Source organism: Hymenobacter nivis, from assembly GCF_003149515.1.
Lineage (GTDB): Bacteria > Bacteroidota > Bacteroidia > Cytophagales > Hymenobacteraceae > Hymenobacter > Hymenobacter nivis.
On sequence record NZ_CP029145.1, the window covers coordinates 634,429 to 654,784 of the forward strand.

Sequence of the window (20,356 nt, forward strand, 5' to 3'; positions counted from 1 at the left end):
TGGTGGTACAGGCGTCCTGTTGCATCTATTTAGGGTTTTTACTTAAAGCAAGGCTTTAAGACAGTGAAAATAATTTGGCATTCCGTAAAGAAAGTCTTGTCGGTATGGATAGCTGCTAAAAAGTGGTGGCGTAAATGCTGTATTTTCGATTATGAAATATAAGATTGTTAATCAGTAGTTTATGGTTAATCCGTGAAATAGCTGAGTTAGAAACCGGCTGAAAACTAGGAAACTTGGCTGGATGAAAAATAGAATTACGTTTGGAGAACCTAAGCCGCCAGCCCTACCGGCTGGCGAGGGATACAAGCCGAAATTTCTCCAATACCTTTTTTCTTTCACCACCATGTACAACTTTTTCGCTACGTTTTGCCTAGTGGCCGGCCTCGGTGCTCAACCTGCTGCCGCGGCCCCGGCCGGTACCGATGATCCCGCCGCGTATTCGGCCGCCACCGTGGCGCGGGCCAACGGCCTGACCCGGGCCCTGGCCGGCCGCGTGCCCCTCGACGAAGCCCAGTACATCCGCATCCGGGCCCTGCACCTGTGCATGCTGGCCGAGCGCCAGGCCCTGGCCATCAGCCTGAGCGGCGCCAACCCCGCCGCCCGCGACCAAGCCCTGTCTGCCGCCCAGCAGCGCTACGAAGCCGCTCTGGCCGGCCTGCTGCGCCCCGCCCAGCTGGTGGCCTACCAGGGCCTGCGCAGCAGCTTCACCGCGCACCGGCTGTAATGCATGGGCCCCAGCGGTGATTGAGTTGTTTTAACCAGTCACTCAGCCGCAGCTCAACGCTGCCTTTAGCCCGTGAAAAAATTTGAATATCGCCTACTGGACGTCAACAGCGGCTTTTTCAGTGCCATTGATTACCAGCAGCTAACGGAACGGCTGAACGTGCTCGGCGAGCAGGGCTGGGAAGTGGTGACGACGGTCGAAACGGAGTTTACCCGCAACCAGGCCCGGGGCTTGCTCATCACCCTTAAGCGCGAAATCGCCTGAATGAGCCCCTGGGGGCCTAAAAAAGCCGTAGCCGGCTTGCCCTTGGGCAAGCCGGCTACGGCTTTTTTCAAGCAAAACGCTAGGGCTAGGCCCGCTCGCCGATGGCGGTGTAATTGCGCTCCAACTCGCCCACATAAATCTGGCGGGGGCGGCCGATGGGCTCCTTATTTTCGCGCATTTCCTTCCACTGGGCGATCCAGCCGGGGAGGCGGCCCATGGCGAACATCACCGTGAACATTTCGGTGGGAATGCCCAGGGCCTTGTAAATGATGCCCGAATAAAAGTCCACGTTCGGGTACAGCTTGCGCTCCACGAAATACTGGTCGGTGAGGGCGGCTTGCTCCAGCTCCTGCGCGATTTTCAGCAGCGGGCTGTCCTGCATGCCCAGGGCGTGCAGTACCTCGTCGGCGGCCTTTTTGATAATTTTGGCGCGCGGGTCGAAGTTTTTGTACACCCGGTGCCCAAAGCCCATCAGGCGGAACGAGTTGTTCTTGTCCTTGGCCTTGTCGATGAACTTGCTGGTGTCGCCGCCGTCCTTCTCGATGGCTTCCAGCATTTCAATCACTTCCTGGTTGGAGCCGCCGTGCAGGGGGCCCCACAGCGCATTGATGCCCGCCGACACCGAGCCGTAGAGGCTGGCATTGGCCGAGCCCACGAGGCGCACCGTGCTGGTCGAGCAGTTCTGCTCATGGTCGGCGTGCAGGATGAGGAGCTTGTTCAACGCACCCACCACCACTGGGTTGATTTCGTACTTCTCCGTGGGGAAGCTGAACATCATGTACAGGAAGTTGGAGGTGTAGTCGAGGTCGTTGCGTGGGTAGTTGAGCGGATGGCCCACCGAGTTTTTGTAGGTCCAGGCGGCGATGGTCGAGATTTTAGCCAGCAAGCGCACGATGTTCAGGTCGAACTCCTCGGGGGTCTGGTTGGGGCTGAGGCTTTCGGGGTAGAAGCCGGTGAGCGCGCAGGTGAGGCTGCTCAGGATGGCCATCGGGTGCGTGCTGGTCGGGAATCCGTCGAAAATCTTGCGCATGTCCTCGTGCACCAGCGTGTGCTTGGTGATGCGGTTGCTGAAGTCGGCCAGCTGGGCGGTCGTGGGCAGGGCCCCGTAAATCAGCAAGTACGCCACTTCGATAAACGACGACTTCTCGGCCAGTTGCTCAATCGGATAGCCGCGGTAGCGCAGAATACCCTCCTCGCCGTCGAGGAACGTGATGGCGCTTCTGGTGGCCCCGGTGTTCTTGTAGCCTGAATCGAGGGTGACGTAGCCGGTCTGTTCGCGTAGTTTGCCAATGTCAAAAGCTTTTTCGTGCTCGGTGCCTTCGATGACGGGGAGGCTGATGGATTGACCGTCTAGGATGAGTTCAGCAGATTCTGCCATGTGCGGGGAAGAAGGAATGAGGGAGTGGGTAAGAGGCGCGAAGCTACGGCCTGCGCGGCAAGCTGCCCGCCTTTTGTACCGTGTCTCTACTACAAAAGTAGCTGCGGCATGGGTTCCCTGGTTCAGGCCGGGCGTAGAACGGGCCCGGCGTGGCCCGGGGCCCCGGCCTACTTGCCGATGCAAAACTGGGTGAAAATGCTGGTTAGCAAATCATCCGACGAAATTTCGCCCGTGATTTCGCCCAGGGCTCCCAGTGCGTGGCGCAGGTCGGCGGCCAGCAGCTCGGTGCCCCGGCCGGCGTCGAGGCCGGCGCGCACGGCGGCCAAGTGCTCGGCCGCCACGGCCAAGGCCCGGGCGTGGCGCACGTTCGTAACGATGGTAGCCCCGGCGTGGCCGGCCAGGCCCGCGCCGCGCACGCGGGCCAGCAACGCCGTTTGCAACGCCTCCAGGCCCTGGCCCCGGGCGGCGGCCAGCCGCACAGCGGCGGTGCCATCCACCGCAAAGCCGTCGAAGCCAGCCAGCTGCTCGCCGCTGGCCAGGTCCAGCTTGTTGCCCACGGCCAGCACGGGCAGGGCGGGGTGCGCGGCCGTGAGGGCTCCAATTTCGGCTTGCACCTGGGCGGGCGTCAGCTCCGTGAGGTCAAAGAGGTAAAGGAGGAGGGCGGCCTGGCCGATGCGCTGGCGGGTGCGCTGCACACCGATGGCCTCCACCTCGTCGGCAGGGTCGTCGCGCAGGCCGGCCGTGTCCACGAAGCGGAAGCGCAGGCCGTCGAGGCTCACTTCGTCCTCAATAAAGTCGCGCGTAGTGCCCGGAATGGCCGATACGATGGCTCGCTCCTCGCGCAGCAACGCGTTGAGCAGCGTGGACTTGCCTGCGTTGGGCCGTCCGGCGATGACGACGGTGATGCCGTTTTTAATGACATTGCCCAGCTCGAATGAGCGCAGCAGCGCCGCCACCCGGTCGGCCACTTCGCCCAGCAAGGCCCTAAGGCCGGTGCGGTCGGCAAATTCTACGTCTTCCTCGCCAAAATCTAACTCCAATTCCAGCAGTGAGGCGAACGTGACGAGCCGGCCGCGCAACGTGCGCAGCTCCTGCGAGAAGCCGCCGCGCAGCTGGTTCAGGGCCACCTGGTGGCTCAGGGCTGAGTCGGCAGCGATGAGGTCGGCCACGGCCTCGGCCTGGGCCAGGTCCAGGGCCCCGTTCAGGAAGGCGCGCTTGGTGAACTCGCCGGCCTCGGCCAGCCGGGCCCCGCGACGCAGCAGCAGCGCCAGTAGCTGGCGCACCACGTAGTCGGAGCCGTGGGTGCTGATTTCCACCGCGTCTTCGCGCGTGAACGAGCGCGGAGCCCGGTACAGGGCCACCACCACTTCGTCGATCAGGGCCCCGCCGTCGGGGTCGCGGATGGTGCCGTAGTGCAGCGTATGGCCGGGCTGGGCAGCCAGATTCTTCTTAGAAAACACGCCGGCTATCAGGCCAACCGCATCGGGACCCGCAAGGCGCACCACGGCTAGGGCCCCTACGCCGGGCGGCGTGGCCAAGGCCACGATGGTATCGGAAAAAAGTGTCTGAACCACGGATTTATCGGATTGGGCGGATTTCGGGGACGATTGCCGGGGGCCGGTTGGGGGCCCCGGGCGGGCTGCCGGCTTTTCGCCGGCTGCCCGCTAATCGTTGAAATATTTATTAACCATCTTGCAGGCAGGTATTTTGACTCGGGCAAATAACGATTCAACGATTAGCGGGCAGCCGGCGAAAAGCCGGCAGCCCGCCCGGGGCCCCCAACCGGCCCCCGGCAATCGTCCCCAAAATCCGACGAATCCGCCCAATCCGATAAATCCGTGGTTCAGACTAAGCCGTTACGAACAAATTGCGGCTCACTTCGGCCGACACCAGGGCGGTGCGCTCCCGGTTCACACGCAGTTCCAGCGACTGGTCGAAGGCTACTTTGTCGAGCACTTCCACCAGGGCCCCCAGCTGGAGGCCCACCTTGTCGAGGTATTGCAGGAAGGGCCCCGACGTGTTTTTAACCGCCGTGAGGGTGGCGCGCTCGCCAGCTTCGAGGTCGGCGAGCAGGCGGTGGGAGGGGCGGCGCATGGCCCCGTCCTCGGCCGGAATGGGGTCGCCGTGGGGATCGAGGGCGGGGTGGCCCAGGAAGGCGTCGAGCCGCCGCATCAGCAGCGGCGACTGCACATGCTCCAACTCCTCGGCCACCTCGTGCACCTCGTCCCAGTTAAAGCCCAGCTGCTGCACCAAAAACACCTCCCATAACCGGTGCCGCCGGATGGTGAGCAGCGCCAGCCGCCGGCCCTCGTCGGTGAGCTGCACGCCGCGGTACTTCTCGTAATCCAGCAAGCCCTTTTCGGACAAGCGGCGCAGCATGTCCGTCACCGAAGCCGGGCGCGTGGCCAGGGCCCCCGCAATGCGATTGGTGCTCACGCCCGTCGCCGGCTCCGCTTCCGAGAGCTTGCAGATGGCCTTGAGGTAATTTTCTTCGGTGATGGTCATTTCATTTAATAGTTAATATTTATCATTTAACAAGCAAATAATCAATTTTTTAGCCCTGATTAACCGGCCTTTCGTTTTAGGCGCAGTTCAATTCGAGCGCGGGTTAAAGTGTTAACTGATAAATGTTATAGTCGTCACGAAGTAGGGTGCGGGGCTTGTCCCCGCCCGTCGTGGAACGAAAGCCGACGGAACCGTTCAAGGACGGGCGGGGACAAGCCCCGCACCCTACTTCGTTTTCGCATTCCACTTCGTGAGCAGTATAACTGTTAAATGAAAAATCACCACTTAATCAGCGCCGAGGCCCAGGTGAAGCCCGAGCCGAAGGCGGCCAGGCAAACCAGGTCGCCGCGCTTGATTTTGCCTTGCTCCACGGCTTCGCTCAGGGCCAGCGGGATGCTGGCGGCGGTGGTGTTGCCGTAGCGCTGGATGTTGCTGAATACTTTTTCGTCGGGCAAGCCCATTTTCTGCTGCACGTACTGGGTGATGCGCAAATTGGCCTGGTGCGGGATGAGCATGTCGATGTCGGCCGGCTGGTAGCCGTTGGTGTCCAGCGCTTCCTTGATGACCTGCGGGAAGCGCACCACGGCATGCTTGAACACGTTCTGGCCGTTCATGTAGGGGTAGAGGTCGGCGGCGTTGGCGATGACGTGGCCCACCCGGTCCTCCTTGTTCGAGCTGGGCTCCTTAACAATGAGCTCCTCGGCAAATTCGCCCTGTGAATAGAGGTGCGTGCTGAGGATGCCGTGGCCCTCGCGGGTGCTGGGCCGCAGCACCACGGCCCCGGCGCCATCGCCGAAAATGACGGCCACGCCTCGGCCGTTGGGCGTTTTGTCGAGGCCCGAGGAGTGAATTTCCGAGCCCACTACTAGTACCGTATCGTACATGCCGGTGCGTACAAACTGGTCGGCCACCGAGAGGCCGTAGATGAAGCCTGAGCACTGGTTGCGCACGTCGAGGGCGGGGCAATTGTTCGTCATGCTCAGCTCGCGCTGCAACAGCACACCCGAGCCCGGAAAGAAGTAATCGGGTGATAGCGTGGCGAATACGATGAGCTGCACGTCGTCGGGCTGGAGGCCGGCCATATCCAGGGCCCGGCGGGCGGCGCGGGCCCCCATGTTGGCCGTGGTGTCGGTGCCTTCCTCAAACCAGCGCCGCTCCTGAATGCCGGTGCGCTCCTGGATCCAGGTGTCCGAAGTATTGAGCAGGGGCTCCAGTTCGGCGTTTTTCACTACCCGGCTGGGCACGTAGTGGCCGACGCCGGCAATTTCGGAATGACGCAAAGTAGCCATGCAACGTAGGAAAAGGGTGGGATTGAGGAAGGAAACGTACGGTACTGCCCCGCCAAAAGGGCCGCAAAGTTGGCAGCTTATTCAGGATAAATGCAGCAGGGCCCATAATTTTTTGGCCTCACTGGCCCACAGCGCGCTGGCCGGGGGGCCCTGCGGGTAGAATGCCGGCCCCGCCGCCAGGGCCCCCAGCACGGCCGCGGCCGCCGCGGCTGGGTCGGCAAAATCGACGACCAGGCCCGCGCCGTGGGCCCGCACCGCCGCCGACCACAGCGGGTTGGGCGGCACCAGTAGTGGCAGGCCGTGGGCCAGGTACTCAAACAGCTTGGTGGGCTGGCATCGTTCCGAGCTGGGGTGGGGGCGGTAGGCCAGCAGGCCTAGGTGGGCCCGCCCAATGGCCGCCACCACGGCCGCGTAGGGCGCCGGCCGTGCCCCGCTTTCCAGCGCCAGCCAAGCGGGGTGCGCAGCGGCCAGTGCCGTAAGCTCTTGCAGCAAAGCCGGTTGCTGGCAGAAGCCGACGATGGTGAGGTGGGCCCCGCCGGGCCGGGCCGCGTGCAGGGCCCCCGCCAGGGCCACGGCCTCGCGTACGCCGTTTAGCTCCGAGAGGGTGCCCGAAAATAGCAGCCGCAGCGGCTCGTGGGGCCCCGGCAGTGGCCGGGCGGCGTGGGGCAGCGCTTCGCCCAGGGCGGGCTGGTACTTGTTTTCGAGCACCGCCACGCGGCCCGGGGCCCTACTTAAAAACGGCAGCTCGCCGGCGTAGCTGGCCTCGGCCAGCACGAGGCCAGCGGCGCGGCCGGCGGCCAGGGTTTCTATGCGGCGCAGGGCCCCGGCCAGCACGCGCCCCACCCACGGCGGGTACACGCGCTGGGTACGGATATTGAGCGCGAAATTTTCCTGGATGTCATAGATAAAGCGCCGCCCGGGGCCCCGTGCCTGCCACAGCAGCGTGAGGGGCAGTAGCTCCGGGGCGTGCACCACCACCAGGCCCGGCCGCAGGCGCCGCAGCAACTGCCAGTAGCGCAACTGGGCCCCCAAGCGGCTCAGCCCCAGCCGCGAGCCCTGGAAAATGGCGTGGGCGTGCAGCCGGCCCGCGGCGTCGGCCGCTCCGGGGCCCCGGCCGGCGCGGAGGCCCTGGCCGGCCACGTGCACAAGCACGTCGGGCCGCTCCAGCAGCGTAGCGGCAAACTTGCCGGCCATCCGCGGCTCATCGACGGGCTTGAGGACGGAGGCGAGCAGGACGGTGAGCGGCGGCATGGGCAAGCAAGGCAGAAAGGAAGCGCCGCTGCGCGGCCGCGGCGGCCAAAGATGCTAGTTTTGCTCCAGATTCACTTTTTCCGTTTTTATGTCATTCGATTCCGCCGCCGCGCAAGCCACCATCGAAGCTGCCTGGGCCGACCGCGCCCTGCTCCAAACTGCCGACACCAAAGCCGCCGTCGAGGCCATTATTGAGGAGCTCGACAAGGGCCGCCTGCGCGTGGCCACGCCGCCCGCCGCCGACGGCGGCGAGTGGACCATCAACGAGTGGGTGAAGAAGGCGGTTATCCTCTATTTCCCCCTGCGTCAGATGAGCACCCAGGAGGTGGGCCCCTTCGAGTACCACGACAAAATGCAGCTCAAAACCGACTACGCCGGCCAGCAGGTGCGCGTGGTACCGCCCGCCGTGGCCCGCTACGGCGCGTTTCTAGCTCCCGGCGTTATCCTCATGCCTAGCTACACCAACATTGGCGCCTACGTGGGCGAGGGCACGATGGTGGACACCTGGGCCACTGTGGGCAGCTGCGCCCAGGTGGGCAAGGGCGTGCACCTGAGCGGCGGTGTGGGCCTCGGCGGCGTGCTGGAGCCCGTGCAAGCGGCCCCCGTCATCATTGAAGACGGCGCCTTCATCGGCTCGCGTAGCATCCTGGTCGAAGGCTGCCGCATCGGCAAAGAGGCCGTCATTGGCGCGGGCGTCACCATCACTGGCAGCACCAAAATCATCGACGTGACGGGCGCCGAGCCCAAGGAGTATCGCGGCTACGTACCGCCCCGCTCGGTCGTCATCCCCGGCTCCATCCCCAAGCAGTTTCCCGCCGGCGAGTACCAGGTACCCTGCGCCCTCATCATCGGCCAGCGCAAGCCCAGCACCGACCTGAAAACGTCGCTCAACGACGCGCTGCGCGATTTCGGTGTGTCTGTCTAAACCGCAGATTAAGTGGATTTAACGGATAACAACGGATTGTAATAGTTGTTTATCTGTCGTCAAAAAGGCCACTCGATGAGTGGCCTTTTTAGTTGAGCTTTGAGACCGCAGGGCCGGGCTGTCGGCTCTTCGCTGGCTACCCGGTAATCGCTGAATCGTTGCGGTTGCGGGTAGGGCCCCTGCGCCGCTATAACGATTAGCGGACAGCCGGCAGCCCGCCTCGGCCCCCCCCGAATCCGCTCTTATTCGTTAAATCCACTCAATCTGCGGCTCAGGCAGTTTCCTTCAGCTTTTCGCCGAACAAGGCTTTCACCTTGTCTACTTTGGGCTTGGCTACGAACTGGCAGTAGGGCTCGTGGCCGTGCAGGTTGAAGTAGTTCTGGTGGTAGTTCTCGGCGGGGTAGAAGGTGGGGGCGGCCGTAATCTCCGTCACGATGGGGTTCGGGAAGGCGTGGCCGTCGTTGAGCTTCTGCTTATACTCCTCGGCGAGCTGCTTTTGCGCGTCGTTATGGTAGTACACGCCCGAGCGGTACTGGGTGCCTACGTCGTTGCCCTGGCGGTTGAGGGTGGTCGGGTCGTGGGTTTTCCAGAAGATTTCGAGCAGTTCCTTGTAGCTGATAACGGCCGGGTCGAAGGCAATGTCAATCACCTCGTTGTGGCCCGTCAGGCCGCTGCACACTTCCTTATAGGTAGGGTTAGCGATGCGGCCCCCGGCGTAGCCGGATACCACTTTCTCCACGCCCTTCAGGTTTTGGAAAACGGCCTCGACGCACCAGAAGCAGCCGGCGCCAAATAATGCATGTTCAGTCATGGGTCAGGAAAAGCGCGCGGGTTGTGAGGTGCGCTGCTGGAGTCTCAACGCAAATTAGGGCCCCGGCGTTCGGTTATGGCGTGTACGCTCCGAGTCCGCGGGGTTGGGCGGCGGTCGGGCGCCCGAATCAAATAGCACAGCCTATCAGACCCGCGTTGCGGTACGTTATCGTTGCGGTACGTTATAAGGAGCCATCCCACAAGCGGTTTTGCCAGGTAGTGCAAGCCTATGCAAAGGGCAGCATAGCCTTTGCACAAGCTGGTTGCGCCCAGCGCTTGCCATTGGCCGCCGGTGCACTGCGCGCCCCGGTCCGGAATGTCCCGCTGCTGGCCGCCCAGCATAGAGGGCCTCGCCACACGCACGCTCACCCATTGATTGCCAATCGTGCCTGAATGGAGCATGAAGTTGTGTATTTCGAAGAATCACCACGCCGCAACACTACTTGCTTATTTACAGATTTCTCAATGATTTAACGACATAAAACTTTGAAAATCAATATTTAACACTTCATAAATACGCTGCTAAAAAATAAAAATCGGCGAAGCGTAGGGGTAGGAGCGGGGCTATGCATCTTCCTAGCAAGGGCGCGCTCTTAACCACCGTCCTCCCTCTCCGAGACCATGCCCGACCCAGCAGGAATGAATCGCCAGAATTTTTTGCAACTCTTTGGCCTGGGAGCCGCCGGCTTGCTGGCCTCGGCGTGCCTGAGCGGGTGCAGCAGCGCCGGCAGCGACCCTGCGCCGACCGCCGCCACTGGCGTCGACTTCGCGGTGGACCTCACGGCCGTGACCAGCACCCCGCTCAACGATGCCGGCGTGGGCTATATCTACGGGGCCAACCGGGCCGTCATCGTGGCCAAAACCACGGCGGGTACCTACGTGGCCTTCCAGGCGCCGTGCCCGCATCAGGGCACCAGCGTGTACTTTGACCAAGCGGCAGCGCACTTCATTTGCCCCAACCATAACGCGGTGTTCAACCTGAGCGGGGGCATTATTAGCGGCCCAGTGTCGTCGGGGCTCAAGCAGTACGCCGTGGTGCAAACGGGCACCAGCCTGCACGTAACCGGCTAGCCGGCTGGTATCTGCAAATTATTAAACCTCATGTTGTTAATGGCTTTCACTTCTGCAATTATGCGCCTGCTTGCCCTTCCTTTTGTCGCGCTGCTGGCCGCCGGCAGCGCCCACGCGCAGGCCCCCGCCCCGGCCTGGACTTCGGACCTCGCCGCCGCCTTGGCGCGGGCCAAGGCGAGCCAACAGCCGGTACTGGTCGTGTTTTCGGGTTCCGATTGGTGTAAGCCCTGCATGATGCTCAAGCAGGAGGTATTCGACCAGCCCGAATTTGCGCAGTACGCCCAGGGCAAGTTTGTGCTGGCGCGCTTCGACTTCCCGCGCAACAAGAAAAACCGCCTCGATCCAGCCCAGACCAAGCGCAATGAGGACGCCGCCGCCCGGCTCAACAAAGACGGGGTGTTTCCGGCCGTGGTGCTGCTCTCGCCCGAGGGCAAGGTGCTGGCGCGCACCGGCTACCGCCCCGGCGGGGCCACCGCCTACGATGCGTACCTGAGCCAGCTTCTCGCCAAAAACTAAGCGTATGCACTTGCTAATGAATTGCCTGGCTGCTTGGCAGCAGCAAGCGCGGGCCGTGCTGCTGGTGGGGCTGTGCGCGGGCGGCAGCCTGGCGGCGGCCCGCGCCCAGGGGGCCCCCACGGTGGCCGCCGCCCGCCCGCCGCGCGCCTACACCCGCGCGGCGCACCTGATGGGCTCGCACTTCACCTTCACGGCCGTATCCAGCGACGACTCGCTGGCCTGGCGGGCCCTGCGCGCCGGCATGCGCGAAACCGGGCGTATCGACCGCCTTTTTTCCTATTGGGATTCGACCTCGCAAGTGGTGAAAATTAACCGAATGGCGGGCATCCGGCCGGTGGTGGTGGACCAGGAGGTGTACGACCTTATCGCGCGGACGCTCAAAATCTCGCAGCTCAGCGGCGGGGCTTTCGACATTACGTTTGCCAGCGGCGACAAGATCTATCAGTTTGATAAAACGGAGCACGCCAGCCTGCCCGATTCGGCCACGGTGCGCAATTCGGTGCGGCGCATTGGCTGGCAGAAGGTGCGGCTCGACCCGGCCGTGCATTCGGTGTACTTGCCCGAAAAAGGGATGCGGATCAATCTGGCCGGCATTCTGCAAGGCTACGGCGTGCGGCGGGCTTCAGAAATTATGAAAAAAATGGGCATCGCCGGGGGCCTCCTCAACGGCTCGGGCGACGTGTACTGCTGGGGCAAGCAGGCCGACGGCAGCGGCTGGCGCATTGCCATCGGCGACCCGGCCCGGCCCCAGAGCGTGTCCTCCTGGCTGACGGTCAGCGATATGGCCGTGGTCACGGCCGGTAACTACGAGCAGTATTTCACGGTGGCCGGCAAATACTACGGCCACATCATCAACCCGCACACCGGCTACCCGGCCACGGGCCTGCGCTCGGTCACCATCATTTGCCCCGACGTGGAGCTGGCCGACGCCCTCGACGACGCCGTGTTTGTGCTGGGGCCCCAGGTAGGCCTGGCGATGATAAACCGCCTCAAGGGCGTGGACGCCACCGTGATTACCGACGACGGCCAAACGCTGGTTTCTAAGGGCATGCAACTTAACTCGTACCACAGCGCCGCCGCGGCGACCGTTGCCAAAACCCCCGTTACCCGATGAAACTCTCTGCTTTTTTCCGCCCGGTAGCCCTGGGCCTGCTGCTGGCTGGCGCCGGGGCCCTGCCCGCCTGCGTGTCGGTGGCCGCCTACCAAAAGGCCTACCTCAACGACGAGGACATGAAGCTGGCCACCAAGAAGGTCGAGACCCCGGAAGTTAACTTCGAAAGCTACCGCGAAGGCGCAGGCGGGGCCAACGGCGGCAAGGTGGGCGGTGGCTGCGGCTGTAATTAGAGCAGTTTCCAAATTAGCGCACGTAGCTGCGGCGTTAGCGTGTACCACTAAGTTGTGCTTAGTCTTGCCCCAGGTGCCCTTAACGCGAAACCAAGTACAGCTTAGTGGCACAGACGTGCACCGTAACTAGGTACACTCACCTAGAAACGGTACTGGCGTAGTATTTACAAGCATATTAACTGCTTATTCATGAGATTTTTACTGGTTGCTGGCCTTGTGCTGGCGCTGCCTATGTCAGCCCTGGCCCAGGGCACGCCCACCTCCAACCGCCTCGATGGCTCAGGCCCGCCGGCGGCAGCCTCGGCGGCGCGCCTAGCGCCCGCGTCGGTGGGCGAAACTGACGTGGACTTTATCAGCAGTTACTACCAGCAAAACGGCGACCACGGGGCCGTGGAGGGTGGCATTGGCACGCAGCACCTCACCGACGTGTCCCCGACCATCATCCTGAATGTGCCGCTCGACTCGGTGGCGCGCCTCACGGCCAACGTGGGCTTCGACTACTACGCCTCGGCCTCGACCGACCGCATCGACCAGGTGCTCTCGTCGCCGTCGTCGCGCGATGTGCGCTACCACCTCGACCTAGGCTACTCGCGCACGCTCAAGGACAAGCGCACCATCCTGGGCCTCGGCGGCGGGGCTTCCAAAGAATATGACTACCAGTCGTTTAACCTGGCCGGTTCCTGGACGCACGGCTCGCGCGACGGCAACCGTGAGCTGAGCATCGGCGGGCAGGTGTACAGCGACCAGGTGACGCTGATTTTGCCCGTGGAGCTGCGCACCGGTACCACCGGCACAGGCAACCAGAAGCACGGCTCGGGCTTTGATAACCGCCAGAGCTATAACCTGAACATCGTGTATTCGCAGGTTATCAGCAAGCGCCTGCAACTGGCCGTGAGCACCGAGCTGGTGACCCAGCGTGGACTGCTAAGCACCCCGTTTCACCGGGTGTACTTCTACAACAGCGCCCCGGAACTGGGCACGCCCGGCCAGCTGGGCACCGCCAAAACCGAGCTGCTGCCCCGCCTGCGCACCAAGTACCCCGTGGGCCTGCGCCTGAACTACTACGCCACCGACCTGGTGCAAATCCGGGGCTTCTACCGCTTCTACAACGATAATTTCGGTATCCGGGCGCACACTTTTGAGCTGGAAGCGCCGGTAAAGGTGACGCCGTTTTTCACGCTCTACCCCTTCTACCGCTACCACACCCAGACGGCCGCGACTTACTTCGCGCCCTACCTGGCCCACTCCACCGCGGACGAATTCTACTCGTCCGACTACGACCTGGCGGCCTTTACGGCCCAGAAATTGGGCCTGGGCTTCCGCTACGCCCCACTCTACGGGCTCAGCCGCTTCAAAACGCCCTTCGGGGACCGGGTGGCCAAGTTCAAATCCATCGACCTGCGCTACGGCCACTACTGGCAAACCACCGGCCTCACGGCCAACATCGTGAGTGTCGATTTCTCCTTCGTCATGCCCTAAGTCGGGGCCCCGCGGCGGCAAACAGCGGCGCGCTGCGGCAGGAGCCAGCACGCAATGCCAAGCTTTGATAAACTGCTTATCCTGAATATTTTATAAAAAATTAACTGCATTCCCACGCCTTTTTGCCTGTGCGCAGCCGTTGCGCCCAAATAAAAACGGGGGCCGCGTGGGGGTAGCGGGGGCCCCGCGCCTCTTGTTGATGCGCGCGCTGCCTGGCAACAAGCCGCGCGAAGGGACTCGGAGACCTTCCGGCCGTAATTAATTCATCGTCAAGTACATGGGTTATGCAAAGCACTTATTTTTTGGAATATGCGCGGCCCACGGCGGCCGGCTGGCGGCCCGTGTGGCCCTGCACTGCGGCGCCGGTCCGCTACCTGCCGGCGCTAGCGGTCCGGCCCTGCGGCCCGGGCGCTGAGCTGCCGGGGTGGTCGTACGGGCCCGAGGCGCGGGGCCCCCTTGCCGCGCCGGCCTGGGGTAGCGGGCTGGCCCGGCAGCAGGCGGTGTACGAAGAGCTGCTGGCGACCCACGAGCTACCTGCCCCGGGGCCCACCCACCGCCCACCCTCCGCCCGCAAAATTGCCCGTGACCTGCCGGGCTGGGCCCCGCCTCATGCTCCCATTGCAACTTAACAATCGTCTGGATAGCTACTTACTCTAGCTTATTCTCTGGTTGAGCGCTCCCGCATCCGGCTCGCCGCTGGGTACGGGGTTGCTCAAAGGGGACCCCCGGTGGCCGTCGTGGCGCGGTGGCTAAGGCCGCATAAGGCCGCCAGACAAGGTAGGCGGTGCCTAAAATCTTAGGCCCAGCTGCACCCCGGGCCACAGGCGCAGCAGCGGTTGGTCATCGAGCGATTCAAACCACAGCCACTGGTCTTGCCCCACGTGCCAGCGCGGCCGTGCGCCCAGGGTGCGCCGGGCTGTGGCCAGGTTGAGGGTGGGCCCGCCCACCAGCTGCCACCGCCCGCCTTGTTTGAGCTGCCAAGCCAGCTGCGGGCGCAGCTGCGTGAGCTGGGTCCGGCCCACGCCGTCATCGTCGCCGTTTAGCCACCACAGTAGCAAATCGAGGCTGGGGGTGAAGCGGCCCCGGGCCCGGCCGGCTGTGCCCAACCCCACGCCCCACGCCGCCCCGTGGTGATGGCCGGTGGGCGCCAAGGCCGCCCCGAGCACGAGGTAGGCCGGGCGCACGCCCACTTTTACTGTTGCGCCCAGGGGCATGCTTTCGCTGGCCCACACCTCGCCATGTAGGTAGGTCCAGCTGCGCAACCCTGCCAGCAGGGGTGCGGAAGAAGGAACGGTGGCAATATTTTTTGCCACGGCGTTGCGTGCAGGATAAGGACTGGCCAGGGCCCCGGGGTGCGGGGCACCGAGCGGAATCGAATCCAGGGCCGCAAAAACGGGCCGCGCCCGCAACGGCTCCAACGAGTCGGGTGCAGCTAGCAGCGCCCGGCGCGCGTCACCGGCGGCCCGGGGCCTTGCCTCCGTGTTTTCCGCCGCGGGCAGGGCCTCAATTGCCCGCCGTGTCGGCGGTACGGGGGGGGCAGGGCTCTGGGCGAGGAAAGCGGTGGTGGTGCGCGGGGCTCCAGGGGCTCCAGGGGTGCCAGGGGCCCCTGCGGAGGCCGCCACCTTGACCCCTGAATCCCCACCCCCGACACCTGAATCCCCACCCCTGGAACCTGAATCTTCACCCCCGGAACCAAGGCCCCGTACCACCGAACGCGGCCGTGCTCGCCCAGCGGGTAGCCTTGTGGAAGCCGCCAGGCTAGCGGCTTTAGTCAAGGGGCTCGTGGCTTTGTTGTGGATGGGGGCCCCCGCCGTGGTTATACTGCTGCCCGGTTCCGCCGCCAATGTGGGGAGGGCGGAGCCAGCCGCTAGGGCGCGGCGGTGCAGCTCGTGCGGTGGGTCAGCAGTGAGCGCCGGGGCCCCAGCTTTTTGAGTAGACTGCGGCTTTGTTGCGAAGCTGGTTGAGTAAGCAGGACCGGGACTTTTTGCCAAGAAGGCCGCTTGGTTGGACAGGGGCGGCCCGCTGCTGGCAGGGTGGCCGTTCACGGCCGTGACGCCGGCGGGCAGGGCCGCCTGGGCGGGCCACAGCACGAGTTGGCCATCGAGCAAGCCATAGGATAAATGGGTAGCGGCCAGCATCTCGCGCAGCACTACGCCCAGTGGGCGCGGCGGCCCCGCCGCCAGCCGGTAGCGGTGCCCCACCGGAATGAGCGAGCTGCTGTAGCTGAACGGCAGCCGGCTCTGGCGCGACAGTTCAGCCAGCACCTCGCCCAACGGGCGGTTGCCGGGCCTCAACGCCACCGGGCGCGCCAGCACCGCGGGCACTGCCAGCGGTGGGCCGGGTTGCTGCGCCCGCGCCGGCCCGCCGCTGGCCAGGCCGCCGGCCGCCAGCGCAAACACCACGCGGCCCGTGGCCCGCCAGTACCCAGGGCCCCCGCTCACGGCTGGGCAACTAGCGTAGCCGAATCTGGGGGGAGGTCGGCCCCGGCCATACCCCCGGCGCAGCCGGGGCCGGCCAGCACGTAGCCGCCGCTGCCGTCGGGGGCCAAGCGGCTGGCGGTGGCGGCGGCTAGCACGGCCAGTATCTGGTGGGGCTGCGGGCGGGCAAAGGTGCCGGTGAAGCGGCACTTGCCCAGGCCAGCGCTCAGCAGCGTCACGGCCGTGCCGAAGGTGGCGCGCAGCGTCTGGGCCACCTGGGCCACCGGCGTGTCGCGGAAGCGCAGGGTATCGGTCTGCCAGGCCCGGAAATTGTGGTCGGCCGTGGGGGTGCGGCGCAGTGTGGCGGCCACGCGGCCGGGGGCATCGGTGGCGCGCAGGGCGGCGCGGGTATCGGCCGTAAGCAGCACGCTGTCGGGGGTGGCGAGGTGCAGCAGCCACACCCGGCCGTGGGTCACGCTCACCTCCACCGAGTCTTCGGCCGCGTAGGCCCGCACGTTGAAGGCCGTGCCCGTTACGCGCACACGGGCCGTGGCCGTGCTCACCAGAAAGGGCCGGGCGGGGTTATGCGCTACCTCAAAATACGCCTCGCCGGTGAGCTGCACGGCTCGCGCGCCAGTGCTGGCCGGTGCACCCAGGCCCCGGTAGTGCAGCCGCGAATGGGCATTCAGCCACACGCGGCTGCCGTCGGGCAAGCGCACCAGCTGGCGGCGGGCGGCGCTGGCATAGGTCGTCACGGTGTCGTGCTTGTGCAGAAACTGCCCATCAGTCAATAGGTAACCCCCACCTACCAGCAGGGCAAGCGCGGCGGCCAGCTGCCACCACCTGGTTGCGGTTGGCCTGGCCCCCGGCCACAGCGGGCGCACCACCGGCGCAGGGATAGGGGCAGGAATGGGCGTGGCGATGGGGCCCGGCGCGGGAAGGGGGCTGAGGGCGAGCGCAGATACGGCGAGTGGCCCGGCCGGTACGGCCATTAGGAGCCGGAAGCGCTGCCAGGCGGCCTCCACATCGGCCGGCGAGAAGAGTACGGGCTGCGCGGCGGCCTCGCCCGCCCGCTCCCAGGCGCGGGTAACGGTGGCCAGGATTTGCAGGTGGCGCGGGTCGGCCTGCACCCAGGCGCGCAGGTCGGCGCGTTCGGCGGCCGAGGTTTCGGCGGCCAGGTGGCGGGCCAGCAGCGCCCAGGGGGCATCCGGCGGGTCGGGGTAGCGTTGCATCGTCAAGCAGGAAGCCGGGGGAAGAGGACGGGGCCAGGTACTGTACGGATACGCCACGGCGCCCCTACCCCCACGCGGCCCCCAAAAATAGCGGCCGGCGCGGGGCGGGCGGGTCCGCCGCCGGCACTCAGCGCCCGCAGCGCCAGCAGGTAGAGCAGCAGTCCGTACAGGTTTTTGAGCACGCCCGCCAGCTCGCGCCGCAGAATGCGCAGGGCCTTACCCATCTGGTTTTCCACGGTTTTAGGCGATATCTCGAGCGCCTCAGCAATCTGCTGGTAGCTCATTTCCTCGTAGCGGCTCAGCTCGAACACCACGCGGCACTGGGGTGGCAGGTGGGCCAGGGCCGCCGCCACGGCCGCGGTGGTTTCGGTGGCGTGCAGCTGGGCCAGGGCGTCGGGGGCCACGGGGGCGCTGGCGGGCGGGGCCTCGTCCCAGGCCACGTGGCGCTGGGCGCGCTGCTGGTAGCGCACGGCGGCATTGAGGGCCATGCGCGTGAGGTAGGCGCGGTGCGAATCGATGGCTGGCAGCGTGGCTAGCCCCTGCCATACCCGTAAAAATACGTCCTGCAAAATGTCTTCCACCGCTGCCCGGTCGGGCACCACGCGGTAGGCCACCGCCCCAAGTGGGGCGTAAAATGCCTTAAACAAGGCTTCCAGAAACGCTGCGGGGTCGGCCTGGCGCAGGTGCGTCAGGCGGGTATCCAGGGCAGCATCGTTAGGGGTCGCCATAGGGGGAAGGCCCGGGGAATAGAGTCGGGCGGAGGGCGAGCCGCCAGAAATTAACAGCTCTGGGGGAAGTGCTGTTCCCCGGGTGGCCGCTCTTTCCGCAAGCTAAGCAGTGAACGCCATCCGCCGCTAAGCCTGTGGATGGGGCCCCGGGCAACTACTACCAGTCCCGGCCCTGCTACTGCGCAAAACCAGGGGGGCGTTGCCCGGGGCTTCGCGCGGTAAAGTCTTTAGCTCCTGCTGCCTGGTACATCGCGCGGAGAGGGGGCCACCGCGTGCAGACTGCCTTCTTATTTAGCGCGTTTTCCAGGTCCGTGTACCATTTGGCCGCTGCCGGTCTGCCGGCTTTTCACTTCTGAATAAGTAGCTACAAAACAAGATTTTGCTTAAGGGAAAACCCTCATCTACTAGCTGGCAAGGCGCTTTTTGGTGGATAGGCTTTTTGAATAAGACATTTGGCCAGTGGCGGGCTGGCCGAAGTCATTTGGAAGCGTCAGGTCAAACAATTCTATTGGCCAGGTAGCCTTGAAAAACGCAGTTGCGTAGAGCAGCTATCACTAATATTAACCTCACCAGTCATGAAAATAGGAATTATCGGAGCCGGCCACATCGGCAGCGCCCTTGCCGTGCGGCTCACCAGCCTCGGCCATTCGGTGCTCATTGCCAACTCGCGCGGCCCCGAAACGCTGGGCGACGTGGCCCAAAAAACTGGCGCCACCCCCTCTACGGCCCGCGAAGCCGCCCAATACGGCGAAATCATTGTGGTCACCATTCCCCTGATCAACATCCCCGACCTGCCCAAAGACCTGTTTGAAGGCGTGCCCGCCAGCGTGCCGGTGATTGACACCAGCAACTACTACCCCCTGCTGCGCGACGGCCACCTGCGCGAGCTGGAAACCGGTACCCTCACCGAGAGCGAGTGGGTGCAGCAGCACCTGGGCCGCCCGGTGGTGAAGGTGTTCAACAATATCTACGCCGAGCACCTCGAAAAATCGGGTACGCCCATTGGCACGCCCGGCCGCATTGCGCTGCCCGTGGCCGGCGACGAGGCCGCCGCCAAGCAGAAAGTGATGGCCCTGGTTGAGGAGTTGGGCTTCGATGCCGTGGAAGATGGCAGCTTGCACGAGTCGTGGCGGCAGCAGCCCGGCACCCCGTCGTACGGTGCCGACTGGACCGAACCTAAGTTGCGCGAGCACCTGCGCAGTCTGGGTCACGAGCGCACGGCGGCCCAGCACGCGCAGTTTCTGGCCAACCACGCCGAGCAGGAAAAGCAGATGGCGGCGCAGGGCATCAAGCTAAAGTAGCTCAGTGCGGCGCCCGGCCCGCCGTTGGGGCCCCCAACCAAAAGAGCCGCGGCAGTTGCCGTGGCTCTTTTGGTTTAAGCAGGTGGGCGGTGCTGGCGGGGAAGGCGCTTTGCCAGCACCGCCCGCCACCTACCTATTAATTGCCTGCTGCATCTGTGCGTTGTAACGTTCTCCCTGAATGGCTACCTGACTGATTGCCTGCTCTAAATGCCGCAAATCATCGGGCGTGAGGATGACCTTGGCCGCGCCGGCGTTCTCTTGCAGGCGGGGTAGCTTGGTGGTGCCGGGGATGGGGGCGAGCCAGGGCTTCTGGGCCAGCAGCCAAGCCAGGGCCACCTGGGCCGGGGTGGCCTGCTTGCGGCCGGCAAGTTGTTTTAGCAAGTCGACGAGGGCCAGGTTGGCTTGGCGGGCCGCCGCCTCGAAGCGGGGCAGGGAGCTGCGAATATCGCCGCTGGCAAACGTCGAGTCGGCGGTGATGGTTCCGGTGAGGAAGCCCCGGCCCAGCGGGCTAAACGGCACGAAGCCAATGCCGAGCGCTTCGAGTGTGGGCAGCACGCTCTGCTCGGGCTCGCGCCACCACAGCGAATACTCGCTCTGCAAGGCCGATACCGGCTGCACCGCGTGCGCCCGGCGAATAGCATCGGGCCCGGCCTCCGAGAGGCCAAAATACTTCACCTTGCCTTCCCGAATCAGGTCCTGCACCGCACCGGCCACGTCTTCCATCGGCACGCTGGGGTCTACCCGGTGTTGGTAAAACAGGTCGATGCAGTCGGTGCCCAGGCGCCGGAGCGACTGTTCGGCCACGAGCCGGATGCGCGCCGGCTGGCTGTCGAGGCCCTGCGCCGGGTCGCCGTCTTTGAAGCCGAATTTGGTGGCGATAACTACTTGGTGGCGCATCGGGGCCAGGGCCGCGCCCACCACCTGCTCGTTGGCCGCGCCGTAGGCCTCGGCGGTGTCAAAAAAAGTGATGCCCAGGTCCACCGCCGCCCGGATGAGCCGGGTAGCTTCGGCCACGTCGGTGGCTGGGCCGTAGCCCCGGTTCAGGCCCATGCAGCCCAAGCCCAGGGCCGATACTTCGAGGCCGGCGGGCCCTAATTTGCGTTTTTCCACGTTGTGTGCTGG

General features: G+C 64.6%; 20 protein-coding genes. 10 read left to right on the forward strand and 10 right to left on the reverse strand.

Translation table 11 applies throughout. The features are described 5' to 3' along the window. Nucleotides 1–343 precede the first annotated feature (343 nt). Both DDQ68_RS02615 and DDQ68_RS02620 read left to right on the forward strand, forming a co-directional pair. Nucleotides 344–724: a hypothetical protein gene (locus tag DDQ68_RS02615; protein WP_109654559.1), complete on the forward strand. Its 381-nt coding sequence runs from the start codon at nt 344–346 to the stop codon at nt 722–724. 72 nt (nt 725–796) lie between these two features. Continuing rightward, complete coding sequence (locus tag DDQ68_RS02620) at nt 797–988, forward strand: DUF4177 domain-containing protein (protein WP_109654561.1); 192 nt, start codon at nt 797–799, stop codon at nt 986–988. A gap of 85 nt (nt 989–1,073) precedes the next feature. On the opposite strand, the gene DDQ68_RS02625 is transcribed toward DDQ68_RS02620, so the two are convergent. From DDQ68_RS02625 to DDQ68_RS02645, 5 genes are all read right to left on the reverse strand, one after another. After that, entirely contained in the window at nt 1,074–2,366 is a 1,293-nt protein-coding gene (locus DDQ68_RS02625; RefSeq protein WP_109654563.1) for a citrate synthase, read from the reverse strand. A 167-nt stretch (nt 2,367–2,533) separates the two neighbouring features. Next, entirely contained in the window at nt 2,534–3,940 is a 1,407-nt protein-coding gene (mnmE, locus tag DDQ68_RS02630; RefSeq protein WP_109654565.1) for a tRNA uridine-5-carboxymethylaminomethyl(34) synthesis GTPase MnmE, read from the reverse strand. Between the two features lie 274 nt (nt 3,941–4,214). Continuing rightward, a complete protein-coding gene (locus DDQ68_RS02635) occupies nt 4,215–4,871 on the reverse strand; it encodes a metal-dependent transcriptional regulator (RefSeq protein ID WP_109654567.1) in 657 nt (218 codons plus the stop codon). 278 nt (nt 4,872–5,149) lie between these two features. Next, nucleotides 5,150–6,151: a 3-oxoacyl-ACP synthase III family protein gene (locus DDQ68_RS02640; protein WP_109658296.1), complete on the reverse strand. Its 1,002-nt coding sequence runs from the start codon at nt 6,149–6,151 to the stop codon at nt 5,150–5,152. Between the two features lie 90 nt (nt 6,152–6,241). After that, nucleotides 6,242–7,411: a glycosyltransferase gene (locus DDQ68_RS02645; RefSeq protein WP_109654569.1), complete on the reverse strand. Its 1,170-nt coding sequence runs from the start codon at nt 7,409–7,411 to the stop codon at nt 6,242–6,244. 88 nt (nt 7,412–7,499) lie between these two features. Here DDQ68_RS02645 and DDQ68_RS02650 point away from each other — a divergent pair, with 88 nt between their 5' ends. After that, nucleotides 7,500–8,336, forward strand: coding sequence for a 2,3,4,5-tetrahydropyridine-2,6-dicarboxylate N-succinyltransferase (locus DDQ68_RS02650; protein ID WP_109654571.1), 837 nt, complete (start codon nt 7,500–7,502; stop codon nt 8,334–8,336). A 271-nt stretch (nt 8,337–8,607) separates the two neighbouring features. Here the strand turns inward: DDQ68_RS02650 and msrA are convergent, their stop codons facing one another. Beyond that, the gene (msrA, locus tag DDQ68_RS02655) at nt 8,608–9,147 is read right to left on the reverse strand and encodes a peptide-methionine (S)-S-oxide reductase MsrA (protein WP_109654573.1); all 540 of its coding nucleotides are present in this window, start codon (nt 9,145–9,147) and stop codon (nt 8,608–8,610) included. Between the two features lie 620 nt (nt 9,148–9,767). On the opposite strand from msrA, the gene DDQ68_RS02660 reads away from it, so the two are divergent. From DDQ68_RS02660 to DDQ68_RS02685, 6 genes are all read left to right on the forward strand, one after another. After that, the gene (locus DDQ68_RS02660; protein WP_109654576.1) at nt 9,768–10,217 is read left to right on the forward strand and encodes a Rieske (2Fe-2S) protein; all 450 of its coding nucleotides are present in this window, start codon (nt 9,768–9,770) and stop codon (nt 10,215–10,217) included. 60 nt (nt 10,218–10,277) lie between these two features. Further along, entirely contained in the window at nt 10,278–10,733 is a 456-nt protein-coding gene (locus tag DDQ68_RS02665) for a thioredoxin family protein (RefSeq protein WP_162549755.1), read from the forward strand. Between the two features lie 16 nt (nt 10,734–10,749). Next, nucleotides 10,750–11,847, forward strand: coding sequence for an FAD:protein FMN transferase (locus DDQ68_RS02670; RefSeq protein ID WP_162549756.1), 1,098 nt, complete (start codon nt 10,750–10,752; stop codon nt 11,845–11,847). Beyond that, complete coding sequence (locus DDQ68_RS02675; RefSeq protein WP_109654582.1) at nt 11,844–12,077, forward strand: DUF4266 domain-containing protein; 234 nt, start codon at nt 11,844–11,846, stop codon at nt 12,075–12,077. Before DDQ68_RS02670 ends, DDQ68_RS02675 begins: the two co-directional genes overlap by 4 nt. 189 nt (nt 12,078–12,266) lie before the next feature. Beyond that, complete coding sequence (locus DDQ68_RS02680) at nt 12,267–13,556, forward strand: DUF3570 domain-containing protein (RefSeq protein ID WP_109654584.1); 1,290 nt, start codon at nt 12,267–12,269, stop codon at nt 13,554–13,556. Between the two features lie 302 nt (nt 13,557–13,858). Then, a complete protein-coding gene (locus tag DDQ68_RS02685; protein ID WP_162549757.1) occupies nt 13,859–14,185 on the forward strand; it encodes a hypothetical protein in 327 nt (108 codons plus the stop codon). Nucleotides 14,186–14,344: 159 nt separating this feature from the next. On the opposite strand, the gene DDQ68_RS22435 is transcribed toward DDQ68_RS02685, so the two are convergent. Genes DDQ68_RS22435 through DDQ68_RS02700 form a run of 3 tightly spaced genes read right to left on the reverse strand, consistent with a single transcriptional unit; the run spans nt 14,345 to nt 17,933 of the window. Beyond that, complete coding sequence (locus tag DDQ68_RS22435; RefSeq protein ID WP_162549758.1) at nt 14,345–15,997, reverse strand: hypothetical protein; 1,653 nt, start codon at nt 15,995–15,997, stop codon at nt 14,345–14,347. Continuing rightward, the gene (locus DDQ68_RS02695; RefSeq protein WP_109654590.1) at nt 15,994–17,205 is read right to left on the reverse strand and encodes a FecR family protein; all 1,212 of its coding nucleotides are present in this window, start codon (nt 17,203–17,205) and stop codon (nt 15,994–15,996) included. Before DDQ68_RS02695 ends, DDQ68_RS22435 begins: the two co-directional genes overlap by 4 nt. Nucleotides 17,206–17,207: 2 nt before the next feature. Next, nucleotides 17,208–17,933: an RNA polymerase sigma-70 factor gene (locus DDQ68_RS02700; protein WP_109654592.1), complete on the reverse strand. Its 726-nt coding sequence runs from the start codon at nt 17,931–17,933 to the stop codon at nt 17,208–17,210. A 575-nt stretch (nt 17,934–18,508) separates the two neighbouring features. Between DDQ68_RS02700 and DDQ68_RS02705 the strand changes: the two genes are divergently transcribed. After that, a complete protein-coding gene (locus DDQ68_RS02705) occupies nt 18,509–19,234 on the forward strand; it encodes an NADPH-dependent F420 reductase (RefSeq protein ID WP_109654594.1) in 726 nt (241 codons plus the stop codon). Nucleotides 19,235–19,363: 129 nt separating this feature from the next. On the opposite strand, the gene DDQ68_RS02710 is transcribed toward DDQ68_RS02705, so the two are convergent. Beyond that, nucleotides 19,364–20,344 (reverse strand): aldo/keto reductase, encoded by a 981-nt coding sequence (locus DDQ68_RS02710; protein WP_109654596.1) that lies wholly within the window; start codon nt 20,342–20,344, stop codon nt 19,364–19,366. Nucleotides 20,345–20,356: the final 12 nt, after the last annotated feature.